Here is a 13,553-nt window from a genome sequence, read left to right as displayed (position 1 = left end):
TTCTGACTAACGTTTGACGAAAAACCGCACCAAGAGGAAGTTGATGGGTACGCAGATGGCAAACATAGGCAACGGCGCCCATTCTTTCGCAACACCCAGCCATAGGAATAAATTGAGGAATATGTTTTGCAATATTAGGTTGACCAAATGACTTAAGGCAAAGCCGCCTGCTTTCTTTCTATTGGGTTTTACCTGAAATGTAAAGTAGGTTGTCATGATGAAGTTGCAGACAAAGCTAACCAGATAGCCCACCGTATTGGCAGCAGTTTCGTTGAGGTGCCCCAGCAGCAAGTAATATATGCCATATTGGATGCCGGTGGCAATCACTCCGACAATGCCGAAACGGATGATTTCTCCCAATCCCTTACTGTGTTTCATTCTTCAATTAGTGCTTTCCATTGTTTGATAATACTGTCTGTACTGAAGTTTTTGGCAATGTCCTTGGCTTCAGCAGACTTCTCTTTCCAATTGATCATGGTGGCAACGCCCATTCTGCGCGACAAATCTTCAACATCTCCATTTCTGAAGTACATGCCGAAATCGCCCATAATCTCTTGACACACGGGGAGATCGGAAGAAACCACAGGAAGCCCATGTGACATGGCTTCCATCAATACCAACGGCATACCTTCCCACCGCGAACTCAATATATAGACTTGAGCACGTGAATAATACGCTTGGATATTGTTGGTAAATGGATGGATAGTGATTCTGTTGTTGAGCTTGTATTTGTCTATCATTCGTTGGATGCGATCGCCTTCCTGACCTTCACCCACTATATCCAGATGCCATTCGCTATTATGTTGGGCAAACAGACAGAAGGCATCTATCAGTATGTCGAATCCCTTGTGGAGTGGCGAGAAACGTCCAATAGCAAGAAATCGCTTGGATGTTCCGTCAGAAGGCTGACACGGTTTGAGGGTTAGGGGATTATAGATCACGTCGGTTGGGATATGATATTTGATGGCATCGCAATGACACAAAACGATGGTATGTTGTAGTTTCGACAGTTGGTATTCATAGTGTTGTTGCAACTCCTCACCTATATATAATGACCCTTTGCCATAGAGTGCATCGTATGAATTGTGTATCCACCCCATCAATTTCGATCCTTTCAGCTGTTTTTTGCATGTTGCCAGTCTGACTGCCAATGGTGCGTGGTCGCCAATGATGACGTCATACTGTCGGTCTAATTCAGCAACCAAAGCATTCCGAAGTTCTGATGGAAAAGAACTATGCGCATAGAGGTCAGAGGTGAAGTGTGTTTGTGGCAACACTTTCCGATAGAGGTAGCTATATGCCTTACACATCAGGTTCTTCCATTTTCCTACAGGAGGGTATTGGAAGAAACGGAAGTTGATCTGACATTCATCCAGTCCGTAGAGGGTTGTATCGTAAGCCGATGGAGCGTCCAATGTGACAATAGTCACCTCATAGGTGTTGCTTAACGCTTTGGCAATGACTGCAGTAACGCGCTGCACCCCTCCTATACTGAAGATGGAATCAACCAAAAAGCATACCTTTTTTGCCATACCAATGATTTTTCCGCCAAAATTACTAAAAAAACACGAAATGTAAATGGATATAAAGAAATATTTTATATATTTGCACGAACAAACAATTTCAGATATGAAGTTAGTCTATATATTCAGTTCATTTGCAGCAAAAGGTGGCACAGAGCGTATTTTCTGTGACAAGATGAACTGGCTGGCTGAAGTTGCAGGATATGAGATAGTATTTGTAACTTACGAACAAGGTAACCATCCTTTCGCATATCCTTTGTCTAATAAAATCAGACATGTCGATTTAAACACAAGGTTTTTTACAACGGGCACGATGTCATTGCTGAAGAGAATCCGTTTCAAATTCACTATGCCACGATTGTTTAAACATCGCTTGCGAAAGTTGTTAGACGAGATTCAGCCCGATGTGGTTGTGTCCACAACATATGCACTTTTCCTTTTTCGTGAGATTTTATCCCAGCCTTATCGGCACGTCGTAGAATCGCATGTTTATTATCAGCTCTTATTGCAGAATACATTTACCCATATTCCATGGTTAGACCGTAAGATAACACGGCATTTGTTGGGGATGCTGAAGCGGTGTGAGAAGGTTGTAGTTCTTACTCATAAGGATGCTGCATGCTGGAAAGGCTATGACAATATCGAGGTTATTCATAACGTATTGACTAATTATCCAGAAAAAATAACCGATGTTGCAGATAGACCGAAAAGGATAATTGCCGTAGGCAGACTTCATGCGCAGAAGGGCTTCGACCTATTGATTCAGTCTTGGCAACTAATAGCCGCAAGGCATCCTGATTGGCAACTTGTCGTCTATGGACATGGTGGGGACCTACAGAAGTTACAACAGCAGTTGGAGAAAGCTGGTCTTACATCGTCTATGACTTTCGCTGGTACGACCGACAACATCTATAAAGAATATCAGGATAGCGCCTTCTATGTGATGAGTTCGCGCTATGAAGGGTGGGGACTTGTGCTTGTTGAAGCAATGTCATGTGGTTTGCCCTGTGTTTCCTTCGATTGTCCTTATGGACCGAGTGATATTATTCGCGATGGTGAAGATGGCTTTTTGGTAGAGAATGGCAATATCCAACAGTTGGCTGAAAAGATGGAACTGCTCATCAACAACAAAGAGTTGCGCGAACGGTTGGGAGTACAAGCAAGATTGAATGCTGCAAGATTTACCTCAGACAATATTATGCCACAATGGACGAAACTGTTTGAAACGATAGTTCAAAATGATAATCATTAAACCAACAATTAACAGATAATGACAAACCACAGACACGCCTATTTAATCATGGCTCATAATGAATGGAGCCTGCTCAATGTGTTGCTCTCGTTGCTTGACGATGACCGCAACGATATTTATCTGCATATCGATAAGAAGGTGAAGCAAATGCCAGAACTGTATCAGCCCAAATATTCAGCACTCTACTATACGCCCAAACGCTACGATGTGAGATGGGGAGATGTCAGCCAGATACATAGTGAGATGGAGCTTTTCAAGACAGCTTTCCAGCATGGCCCCTATCAGTACTACCACAAATTATCGGGTGTGGATCTGCCTATCAAGACTCAAGACTACATCCATCGGTTCTTCGATGAACATGAAGGCAAGGAGTTTATCGGCTTCTTCGACCGTACCGATTATATCAAAGCCGATACTGAGCGCAAGCGCCGCAGATATTATGTCTTGATGCGTTGGAACTTCCGTTGTCCCTTTGAACCGCGTTGGAAGGTTGTGCCCGCACAGATTATCCGGCATATTCTCTTGAAATTGCAGGATATTACCCATTTCTCAAGAGGCAACGAGTTGACATTCCGTACGGGGCACAACTGGGTTTCGCTGACGGAGAAAGCCGTGAAATATCTGATAGACCAGGAGGCTTTTATCAACAAACGCTTTGCCCATACATCGTGTGGCGATGAGATGTATAAACATTCGTTGATTATCTCCAATCCCGAATTGAAGAAGAATATATTCGATATGGACGATGGTGTTCATAGTTGTATGCGTTTTATCGATTTCAAACGTGCCAACATCGAACAGCAACGACGTGGTGAACCTTATACTTGGCAGGATGGTGACGAAGCGGAATTGCTCAGTTCCGAATATCTCTTTGCACGCAAGATGAGCAGCAAGAACCAAGTACTCATCAATAGTATAGTAACGGCACTCAAGGGTGAAACCAAGGAGTAGATTTGAAAGTTTGGCTATGAGTAAATGGTACGATAAATATCTGTCAATCTATGGAACGCCGTTTAAGGACGTTCCCGAACAGATACGCTCAACAATTAAACGCAATATACAAGACAAACACAGTCCATCGCCCGTAGTGTCGTTGGTGGTTATTGCCTATAATGAGGAGTGTCGCTTGGCTTCTTGTCTATGGTCGTTAAGCGATATGGTATCAGCTTATCCTATTGAGATAATTGGTGTGAATAACAATTCGAAGGATGCCACGGAAGATGTGTTCAAATCATTGGATGTGGAGTATTACAACGAGACTCGGCAAAGTCCGGGCTATGCTCGCCAATGTGGCATGGACCATGCTCATGGCAAGTACCATTTCTTTATCGATGCAGATACGATGTATCCATCGTGTTACATCGATCAGATGATGAAGAAACTGATCAAGGACGATGTGTCTTGTGTGGGCACGCTGTGGAGTTTCTATCCCGATAAGCAGCACTCTCAGGCTGAGTTGTTCTTCTTTGAATTTGTGCGTGACACTTTCCTTTGGATGCAACATTTCAAGCGTCCTGAATTGTGTGTGCGAGGCATGACGATGGCGTTTAATATGGATTATGCCAAGCATCTTTCTGTCCGTACGGATATTCGCAGAGGTGAAGACGGATCGCTCGCATTAGAACTGAAAAGTTACGGTAAGATAGATTTCCTATATTGCAGGAAGGCTCGTCCCATAACGGGCTACGGCACACTTGGCAACCGCTCAATGTTTGACATCTTTGTGGAAAGAGTCCGCATCCAATCCAAACGCCTGTTGGGTATCTTCCACAAGCAGGATCATTATGAAGACACAGATAGCAATTTAATCAAGTAAAAGTAGAACACATGCTGAACCTATCCATCATCATACCCGTTTATAATGTTGAAGCCTACATCGAAGAATGTCTGGCTTCGGTAGTAGCCCAATCAGATGCAAAGGCTAATATCGAGTGCATCATCGTTGACGACTGTTCGCCGGATGGCAGTATGGATATCGTTCGGCGCTTTGTGGATAACTATCAGGGTGCTGTTCAGTTTCGTATGCTTCGTCACGAAGTGAACCGCGGAATATCTGCTGCGCGCAATACGGGTGTAGAAGCGGCAACGGGCGATTATGTGTTTTTTATCGATTCCGACGACTATTTGATGGAACATGGTCTGAAAACGTTGGTTGATGGGTTGTTGGCAAATCCTGACGCAGACGTTGTACAGGGTAATAGTTTGTTTTTAGACAAGAAAGCATATAGCAAGAGACAAGAGCCTATAGTATTGTTATCTAAAAAAGAACGACTTGGCGCTTTGGTAAATCTTATTTTTCCTGTCAACCCATGGAACCGGCTGATAAGGCGGAATGTGCTTATCAATAATCATATTTATTTTGTTGAGGGTATCATTTTTGAAGACTATCTTTGGAGTTATCAACTGATGGATGTAGCCCAAAAAGTGTTGGTGTTGCCACAAGTTACCTATTACTATCGCCCTAATGGTAATTCTATCATGCACTCAAGACAATTGAAAATAGGCAAAACAATTTATTGCTGGGATGTTATTTTGACAACCATGCTCAAGCAGGAGCGCAATATTCGGGGATGTCTGTTGGTCAATGTCTTCTCCCGATTGTTGGAGATACAATATATGATAGATCAGCATGGTTGCTCTGAGGAAGAGTTACAAGCTTTCCGCCGTCTGCGTAGGCGGTTGCTTAAGAATATCATTAGCCACGGACGCCCATTATTGTTGCTGTTCTCGCTGACTATTTTCAAACCGTTCTACCACATCTATTCATTCCATTTCGTTCGCAGAAATTATCATATATTGGAGCGCATAATGCTTGCATTGGAACTGATGATTGACCGGTTGAAATGGTAGTGGGGTGAGACTATGATAAGTTGCTGAACCTTTCGGGATGGAAGATTTGATTGGTCTGAAACTGCTGCTTTTGTAATATTTGCAGCCTTCGGGATGTGTTCGGGATGTGTTTGAAAAAAGTTTGGCTATTATTCTCTTTTCTTATTTATTTTTCTTAACTTTGCCTCGTCGTAGCGCTTATACTGATAAATATTATCAAGACCTGTACTTCGACCGATAATAACTTACAACCCAAAACTACGAATAAAGGAATACATGTTAACCATATCCATTATCATACCCGTCTATAAAGTAGAGGCATACATCGAAGAATGTCTGGCTTCGGTAGTAGCCCAATCAGATGCAAAGGCTAATATTGAGTGTATCATCGTTGACGACTGTTCGCCCGATGGGAGTATGGATATCGTTCGGCGCTTTGTGGATAACTATCAGGGAGCTGTTCAGTTTCGTTTACTTCGTCACGAAGTGAACCGCGGATTGTCTGCTGCACGCAATACGGGTATTGATGCCGCAACGGGCGATTATCTGCTTTTTGTCGATTCCGACGATTATCTCTCTGCCGACTGTCTTTCAACTTTGGTGTCGGGCTTCGATCTTTGTCCTGGGGCAGATGTGGTTCAAGCCAACAATCTGTGGGGCGTAGGACTGAAATCATTGTGGTATCATACCTCTCGTCCCTATGTGTTGACTGGTGGACAAGCATGTGTGGAGGCAATATTGTTTGATCGCATTCCCATCATGGCATGGAACAAACTCGTCAACCGCCAGTTCGTCTTGTCTCATCAGCTGTATTTCATAGAAGGTATTATCCATGAAGACATTCCATGGACTTATCAACTTTTGTCTGAGGTTTCTACCGTGGTGGTACTGCCCCAGGTTACTTATTATTATCGCCATGTAACCACTTCTATTACCCAAGACAAGGTGGCGAATCTTGTAAAGCGACTACGCAGTTTTCAGATTATCATCGACCATGCTATGAATTTGAAACAAGTTCGGCCAACTGGAATGTTGCTTTATGTGTTCCCAGCTTTGTTGAGAGACAAGCATCTGATTTATCAGGTGGCATGTCCTGAAGGTGCAAAACAAGCCATGCGTGATGTTGAAAAGCAACTATTTGCAACAGCCAAGACCCTCAAGCGTCCCATTATGCTGCTTTTCTTCCTGACTATATGCAGACCGATGAGCCATATTTATCGTATTCGTTTTGTACGCTCACACATCCAAAATATCAAAAAGGTTGTGGGTAAATTTGAGTTGATGATTGATAGATTGGTGTATAAATCATAGTTGACTTGAGCGAGAGCATGAGCATCGCGACCACTATGTGATGGGCGACAGATATATGCCAAACGCTTGTAAGGCGAAAGGGTGGGGTGATAACTGCTCCAGAAATTTAGTTTTCATGAAATATTCGACCACTCGACCACAGGCGTCTGCATCTCGTTGTCAATCACTCTCTTACAGGCGTGGTCGATTCCTGTAATTCAGAATTTACGACCACACTTCGACCACACTTATTGGTAAGCGTATCCGCGATGTTTGTATATGTCCGTCAACAATAACAATTGTTACTCAGAAATAAAAGAGAGTGCTATTTCTTAGATAACGTTTTGCCACTTGTTGCCAAATGTTTGGCAAACGTATTGTCCAACGTTTGGCAAAGGTCTTTTCAATGTTTGACAAAAGTATTGTCCAACGTTTGGCAAAAGTCTTTTCAACGTTTGACAAAGGTATTATCCAACGTTTGATAAAAGTGTTATCCAACGTTTGATAAAGGTGTTATCCAACGTTTGACAAAAGTGTTATCCAACGTTTGATAAAAGTATTATCCTGCGTTGGATAAAAGCGTAATAATCATCATGCCTCCGCTTAGGCATCGATAAGGATTATTTGCTTAGCAGTTTCAAGTTGATAAGCGATGGCAATAAGTGTGGTCGAAATTTTCCAGAAAACTAAAATAACTGTGTGCTGATAAATCAACCCAAACGTTATGTCTATCCATACATAGGTTGTAGAAAATTGGACAACTATGTACTATAGCACAAACTTCTATAGCCACATTCCTATTGATAGAATCATCCTATGCGCAGATAACAATAAATAGGACTGGATTCCATTTATGGGAATCCGGTCCTTCTGGTTATGGATAAACAAGTATTCTGTTATCCTGTCTTTCCGCATATCGGAAATATTGGTATAGAGACAACAGACTATTTTTTCTTGGGCTTCTGAGAGAACCGGTAGCTGATGGTCAGAAGCGCATAACGGCGCATAGAGTTGGTCCACGTCTCGGTGCGCCCCTGCGCATTTATTGCGTAGCGGAGGTTGCTCACTTGTCCGAGAAGGTCGTAGCCACGAAGTTTTATCACCCATTGGCCTTTATGAATCGACTTTGTGAGGGCTGCATCCCAATAGAGACGGTTGTCGTTCATCTCGTTGTCGGCATATCCGCGATGGCTGTTCATAGTGAGATCGGTCTCAAAGGTGAGTTGCCAAGGCAGTTTGTAAGTGCCGTTGAAACCGTATGAGAAATCCCAACCTGTCGGAAATGGCGGTCGCCAGATTGTTGCTGTTCATCGTTGTAACTGCTGTTGTTGCCGTTATACTCCATAGTCTCGTTGATATTGTTCATTCCACCAAAGATTACGGCACGGGTGCGGTCGCTGAAACGCAGTCCGAACCCTTTCAGCTTGTAACGACTGTCTGTAGGAGTCGTATTTAAATAATATATGCAAATAGTCTTAGGATAATGAGACGGTTATCGCCTTTTGTTCCTCTTTATACGGGGATGGCGTGTCTTGTCATTTTTTATATGAGGCAGATCGCCTGTGCGTGTCAGTTTGAAGTCGGTGGCAGAGAACCACTTAGCACGATAGGGGTGGCCCGTGAAGCCCTCGTCGGTAGAAACTCCATAGGTAATAGAGTCGCCAGTTACCACGATGTTGTCTATGCTGACAATAGACCAACCATAGCCTTTGCAGATACGTTTCAGCTTCTTTTTGTTATCTTGATGTAAATCTGTCAAGACAAACTTCATGCCCTTAATATCAACTTCTTTAGTGCTTTCGTCGATGCCCACGTCATTGAGAGAGTCGCTTGCCAGCATGTGGCTCAACTCTTTCTTTATTTGTGCAGCCAGTTCACCCCCTCTGTTGCCATAGGCAGGAATGCTTGTCAGCATCTTATTGTCGCCAATGGCATAGACAAACGAACCGGGGCCCTCGGCGCGAGCAATACAGTCGAGGCGGTAGATGCCGGGCTCTACTGCCTGTTTGCGTTCCACTTGGTATATTGCGCGACACTCATCATTATAGGTGTCAAGGTATCTCACACTTTTATTACCGTCGAAATACTCACCATGTGCAGTATAGTGGGCACAGTCTTCTGCCTTAATCAGATTCCATTCGCCATGGCGCATATAGTCCATATCGTTATCATCCATCAGTACGTCTTGATAGATATGGGTATGGAAATACTCTTTGGTTCGTTGTTCATGGCGGAATTTCGCCATCGAAATGCTACAGGGTATTATACTGCAGAGGGCAACAATCCATAGAAAAATCCATGCGATGCGCTGTGCGATGCCCATTGGCTGAACCTTTTTCGATAGCGAGAGAAGCATGTGGACGATAGCATATATGGGTATGAGCAACATCATAAACAGAGAGAATACGAAAATGATGAGTATCATCGGATTAGTCTCATACAGTTCTGCCAGTCCCATGGCTTGCAAATTGAATGGCATATAACTGTTGACGGGGAATGTCAGGGCCGATACCAAGACAACTAAAGCAAACAGAAAACCGCAGAACAGAATGATGGCTACGATGGAGGCGATGCCCACAAAGAATCCGAACAGAATCTTTAAAATAATGGCGAAAAGACTGCGAAACAGATTCGGCTGCTGGGTAGTACTCTGATCTTTATCTACCACAATGTCTGCCAAATGTTGTGGTGTGACAGCCTTTCCTTCCATCTGCAATAATTGTTCAGGCGTTCTTGCTTCAGGCAATATGATGGCCAAAACGATGTAAATAATAATACCAACGCCATAAAAAGCCGAGAATAAGACCGTCAGCAGCCGCCAGATGACAGGGTCGGTGTCGGTATATTTAGCCAATCCAGAGAGGACGCCAGCAACCATTTTATCGTTGGGGTTGCGGAATAGCTTCTTTCCGCAAGTTCTTTTGCGTACATTGTCATACACACCTTGTGCAGCTGAGTTGAAAGAATCAAACTTGTGTGCTTTATCGCTTTTGTCGCTTTCTTCGTTCTCTGTCAGCTGTTCTGGTTCGCCAATACGGCTGATGATGGCTTTCACGTGGTCGATAGTGATAGCCTCGTTGCCCTGTTCGCGAAGTTCAGTAAACAATTCTGCAATACGTGCTTCGATGTCATCGACAATCTCGTCGCCACCTTCCGACTTACCGAAAGAATGGCGTAACGACTCTATGTAGTGTTGTAACAGCTCGTAGGCATCTTCATCTATCTGAAAGAGACGCCCACAAAGATTGATGGTAATGTTCTTTTTCATTTTGCTTCTAAAAGATTGGGGTGATTGTTTTTAAGATAATTGATAGTGCCTGAGAGTTCTGCCCAAGCGAGATCGAGGCCTTCGAGAAATTTTTCACCCTCAGGACTGAGAGCATAGTATTTGCGTGGAGGTCCCTGGGTTGATTCCTGCCATTGATATTGCAGGAGTCCATCATTCTTCAAACGAGTCAGCAAAGGGTAGAGTGTCCCTTCCACCACAAGCAATTCTGCCTGTTTCAGTTGCTGAATAATATCGCTGGCGTACGATGGACGGCGCTTCAGAAGTAGCAGTACGCAGTACTCCAACATACCTTTTCGCATCTGTGATTTCGCATTCTCTATGTTCATACTATATTGCGTTTATATGATTTCGAATGCAAAGTTAGGCAAAATATTAGTACCTTGCAATACAAAGTACTATGATGATGCGAAGAATTATGATATATTAACAGTTTGTGTGTGGCGGAAATAATAAGAACATAGTAAAGAAACATAGAATATTCTCTATAAAAATGTATAATGTTCGGGTGTTATTCATATTTTTTTCGTAACTTTGCACAAAATTGTACGTAAACGAAACAATGAAACATATAAGAAACTTCTGCATTATTGCCCATATTGATCATGGCAAGTCAACACTGGCTGACAGAATGCTTGAATATACAAAGACCATTCAGATTACTGGTGGTCAGATGCTTGATGATATGGATTTGGAGCGAGAGCGTGGTATAACGATCAAGAGCCATGCAATCCAAATGGAATATTCGCATGGCGGAGAGCAATATGTGCTCAATTTGATTGATACTCCAGGACATGTCGATTTCTCTTATGAGGTATCGCGATCTATTGCCGCATGCGAGGGCGCTCTACTTGTGGTAGATGCCACACAGGGTGTGCAGGCACAGACCATTTCAAACCTCTATATGGCTATTGACCATAATTTGGAGATTATTCCCGTCATCAATAAAATAGATATGCCTTCGGCTATGCCCGATGAGGTGGAAGACGAAATTGTTGATCTCATTGGTTGTGACCCAGAAGATATTATCCGTGCAAGCGGAAAAACAGGTGAAGGAGTACAGCAGATTCTCGACGCTGTAGTGGAACGTATTCCCCATCCGCAAGGCGATGCCGATGCACCACTACAGGCTTTGATCTTCGATTCGGTGTTTAATTCCTTCCGTGGCATTATTGCCTATTTCAAGATTGAAAACGGTGTTATCCGTCAAGGTGATAAAGTGAAATTCTTTAATACTGGTATGGAATATGAAGCCGATGAGGTAGGTGTGCTCAAAATGGACATGATACCACGCAACGAATTGCGTACCGGTGATGTGGGCTATATCATCAGTGGCATTAAAGACTCTAAAGAGGTGAAGGTCGGCGATACCATTACTCATGTGGCACGTCCTTGCGAAAAGGCTATTGCCGGATTCCAGGAAGTGAAACCCATGGTGTTTGCGGGTGTCTATCCCATTGATCCAACTGACTATGAGAACTTGCGTGCCTCTCTTGAGAAACTGCAGTTGAACGATGCCTCACTTACCTTTATGCCTGAGACCTCCATTGCCCTTGGCTTTGGATTCCGTTGCGGATTCCTCGGTTTGTTGCACATGGAGATTGTACAGGAGCGTCTCGACCGCGAGTTCAATATGGATGTTATCACCACAGTGCCCAACGTAACCTATATGTGCTACGATAAGCAGGGGGGAGTGAAAGAGGTGCACAACCCATCGGGATTGCCTGAACCTACGTTCATCGACCATATCGAAGAACCCTATATCCGTGCTTCAATCATCACTGCTGCCGACTATATCGGCCCTATCATGACGCTTTGTCTCGATAAACGTGGTGAACTGATAGACCAGCAGTATGTCAGTGGTAATCGTGTGGAACTGCATTTCATGTTGCCATTGGGAGAAATCGTTATCGATTTCTACGACAAACTCAAGTCTATCTCTAAGGGTTATGCCTCATTCGACTATCATGTAGATTGTTTCCGACCTTCCAAACTGGCGAAACTTGACATCTTGCTCAATGGTGAACCAGTCGATGCACTCTCAACGCTGACCCATCAGGATAATGCCGTATCCTTTGGACGACGTATGTGTGAGAAACTTAAGGAACTTATTCCTCGTCAACAGTTTGATATTGCCATTCAGGCAGCCATCGGAGCCAAGATTGTTGCCCGCGAAACCATTAAGTGTGTGCGCAAGGATGTGACAGCTAAATGTTACGGAGGCGACGTGAGCCGAAAACGCAAACTGCTTGAAAAACAGAAGAAAGGAAAGAAACGCATGAAACAAATTGGCAATGTGGAAGTGCCACAGAAAGCTTTCCTTGCTGTGCTGAAGTTAGACTAACTAACGAACAAATAAAAATCTTAACTCATATAATAAAAGCCAAAAACGATGACTAATATTGGACTGACGCCACGTGATGTGGCTCGTGAACTGGCACGTCGATACAGTACGATGACACATGACGAACTCGATATACTGGAAGGTATATTGGTTCCAATGAAATTTCAGAAGGGTGAATACATCCTGCGCGAAGGGGAGGTATGCAAAAATATCTTCTGGATTGTCAAGGGACTGGTGCGACAGTTCTATCATAAAAATGGTAAAGAGTTGACCGAATATATGGCAACAGAAAACACAATCTGTATGGCTATCGAAAGTTTGTTTCATGAGGAACCGTCGAAACAGCAGATTGTTGCTCTTGAACCCACTATCATCTATGCATTGCCAAAGGCTGCGCTTGAGCAAGAGGCTATTAAGAATGTCAATATTCAGATGCTCTATCGTAAGATATTGGAAGAGTCGCTCATCATCTCTCAGAAGCATGCAGATATGCTGCGCTTCGAGACTGCACAGGACCGTTATGCCAAGTTGGTGAAGGAAAGTCCGCAATTGGTACTACGCGCTCCATTGGTCTATATCGCGAGTTATTTGCAGATGACTCCAGAGACCTTGAGTCGTGTTCGTACATCGGCCTTGCTGTAATCAACCGGCAACACCCATATGGAGTTAATCCTCTGAATAGCCATCCTGTCGAAGCCCTGTCATTATATCAATGATGGGGCTCCGGCTATTTAATCAAAATCGATTATTAGGTTGTAACCCAATCGGGCTGATACTGTTTGGGAATATATAAACATGTTGATTTACAGTTCGCACGTGCGCGTACATTATATATAATAAATCATACGCCAAGCTGTCTGCAAACTATTATTGTATTGTTTTCCTGCTTTGTTGCTTTCTTTATATGCGTATATGAATAGGGTATTGTGACGTAAAGATATGACGTGTTTTGATTTTTATAGATTAAAATGTATGCTTTTTTTTGGCAATAACACGAGAATAGTGTATATTTGCAAGCGGTTGGACCTC

13 protein-coding genes are annotated in these 13,553 nt (G+C 43.3%); 7 read left to right on the top strand and 6 right to left on the bottom strand.

Annotation, left to right across the window (positions count from 1 at the left end; translation table 11 throughout):
* Nucleotides 1-6: 6 nt before the first annotated feature.
* Both CIK96_RS09125 and CIK96_RS09120 read right to left on the bottom strand, forming a co-directional pair.
* Nucleotides 7-378 (bottom strand): GtrA family protein, encoded by a 372-nt coding sequence (locus CIK96_RS09125; RefSeq protein WP_094390670.1) that lies wholly within the window; start codon nucleotides 376-378, stop codon nucleotides 7-9.
* Nucleotides 375-1,532 (bottom strand): glycosyltransferase, encoded by a 1,158-nt coding sequence (locus CIK96_RS09120; RefSeq protein WP_094440417.1) that lies wholly within the window; start codon nucleotides 1,530-1,532, stop codon nucleotides 375-377. The genes CIK96_RS09125 and CIK96_RS09120 overlap by 4 nt, the downstream gene beginning before the upstream one ends.
* A 46-nt stretch (nucleotides 1,533-1,578) precedes the next feature.
* On the opposite strand from CIK96_RS09120, the gene CIK96_RS09115 reads away from it, so the two are divergent.
* From CIK96_RS09115 to CIK96_RS09095, 5 genes are all read left to right on the top strand, one after another.
* Nucleotides 1,579-2,775: a glycosyltransferase family 4 protein gene (locus CIK96_RS09115; RefSeq protein ID WP_094440416.1), complete on the top strand. Its 1,197-nt coding sequence runs from the start codon at nucleotides 1,579-1,581 to the stop codon at nucleotides 2,773-2,775.
* Between the two features lie 18 nt (nucleotides 2,776-2,793).
* The gene (locus tag CIK96_RS09110; protein WP_094440415.1) at nucleotides 2,794-3,726 is read left to right on the top strand and encodes a beta-1,6-N-acetylglucosaminyltransferase; all 933 of its coding nucleotides are present in this window, start codon (nucleotides 2,794-2,796) and stop codon (nucleotides 3,724-3,726) included.
* Between the two features lie 16 nt (nucleotides 3,727-3,742).
* The gene (locus CIK96_RS09105) at nucleotides 3,743-4,591 is read left to right on the top strand and encodes a glycosyltransferase family A protein (protein ID WP_094440414.1); all 849 of its coding nucleotides are present in this window, start codon (nucleotides 3,743-3,745) and stop codon (nucleotides 4,589-4,591) included.
* Between the two features lie 11 nt (nucleotides 4,592-4,602).
* Nucleotides 4,603-5,625: a glycosyltransferase gene (locus tag CIK96_RS09100; protein WP_094440413.1), complete on the top strand. Its 1,023-nt coding sequence runs from the start codon at nucleotides 4,603-4,605 to the stop codon at nucleotides 5,623-5,625.
* Between the two features lie 255 nt (nucleotides 5,626-5,880).
* Nucleotides 5,881-6,915 carry a glycosyltransferase gene (locus CIK96_RS09095; RefSeq protein ID WP_094440412.1) on the top strand — a complete coding sequence of 345 codons (1,035 nt, stop codon included), beginning with the start codon at nucleotides 5,881-5,883 and terminating at the stop codon, nucleotides 6,913-6,915.
* Between the two features lie 923 nt (nucleotides 6,916-7,838).
* Here CIK96_RS09095 and CIK96_RS09090 read toward each other — a convergent pair.
* The 4 genes from CIK96_RS09090 to CIK96_RS09075 form a co-directional block, all read right to left on the bottom strand.
* Nucleotides 7,839-8,129: an outer membrane beta-barrel protein gene (locus tag CIK96_RS09090; RefSeq protein WP_254047123.1), complete on the bottom strand. Its 291-nt coding sequence runs from the start codon at nucleotides 8,127-8,129 to the stop codon at nucleotides 7,839-7,841.
* Entirely contained in the window at nucleotides 8,090-8,260 is a 171-nt protein-coding gene (locus CIK96_RS13530; protein ID WP_254047113.1) for a hypothetical protein, read from the bottom strand. Before CIK96_RS13530 ends, CIK96_RS09090 begins: the two co-directional genes overlap by 40 nt.
* Before the next feature lie 126 nt (nucleotides 8,261-8,386).
* Nucleotides 8,387-10,162, bottom strand: coding sequence for a PspC domain-containing protein (locus CIK96_RS09080; protein ID WP_094440409.1), 1,776 nt, complete (start codon nucleotides 10,160-10,162; stop codon nucleotides 8,387-8,389).
* On the bottom strand, nucleotides 10,159-10,509 hold the full coding sequence (locus CIK96_RS09075; protein WP_094390662.1) for a PadR family transcriptional regulator: 351 nt from the start codon (nucleotides 10,507-10,509) through the stop codon (nucleotides 10,159-10,161). The genes CIK96_RS09080 and CIK96_RS09075 overlap by 4 nt, the downstream gene beginning before the upstream one ends.
* A gap of 233 nt (nucleotides 10,510-10,742) precedes the next feature.
* On the opposite strand from CIK96_RS09075, the gene lepA reads away from it, so the two are divergent.
* Both lepA and CIK96_RS09065 read left to right on the top strand, forming a co-directional pair.
* Nucleotides 10,743-12,524, top strand: a complete 1,782-nt coding sequence (gene lepA / locus CIK96_RS09070; RefSeq protein WP_094440408.1) for a translation elongation factor 4 — start codon at nucleotides 10,743-10,745, stop codon at nucleotides 12,522-12,524.
* 48 nt (nucleotides 12,525-12,572) lie between these two features.
* Nucleotides 12,573-13,166, top strand: coding sequence for a Crp/Fnr family transcriptional regulator (locus tag CIK96_RS09065; protein WP_094440407.1), 594 nt, complete (start codon nucleotides 12,573-12,575; stop codon nucleotides 13,164-13,166).
* Nucleotides 13,167-13,553: the final 387 nt, after the last annotated feature.

The organism is Prevotella sp. P4-98 (assembly GCF_002251405.1).
Lineage (GTDB): Bacteria > Bacteroidota > Bacteroidia > Bacteroidales > Bacteroidaceae > Prevotella.
Note: the sequence above shows the minus strand (reverse complement) of the source record. Positions and strands in the feature narration are given on the sequence as shown.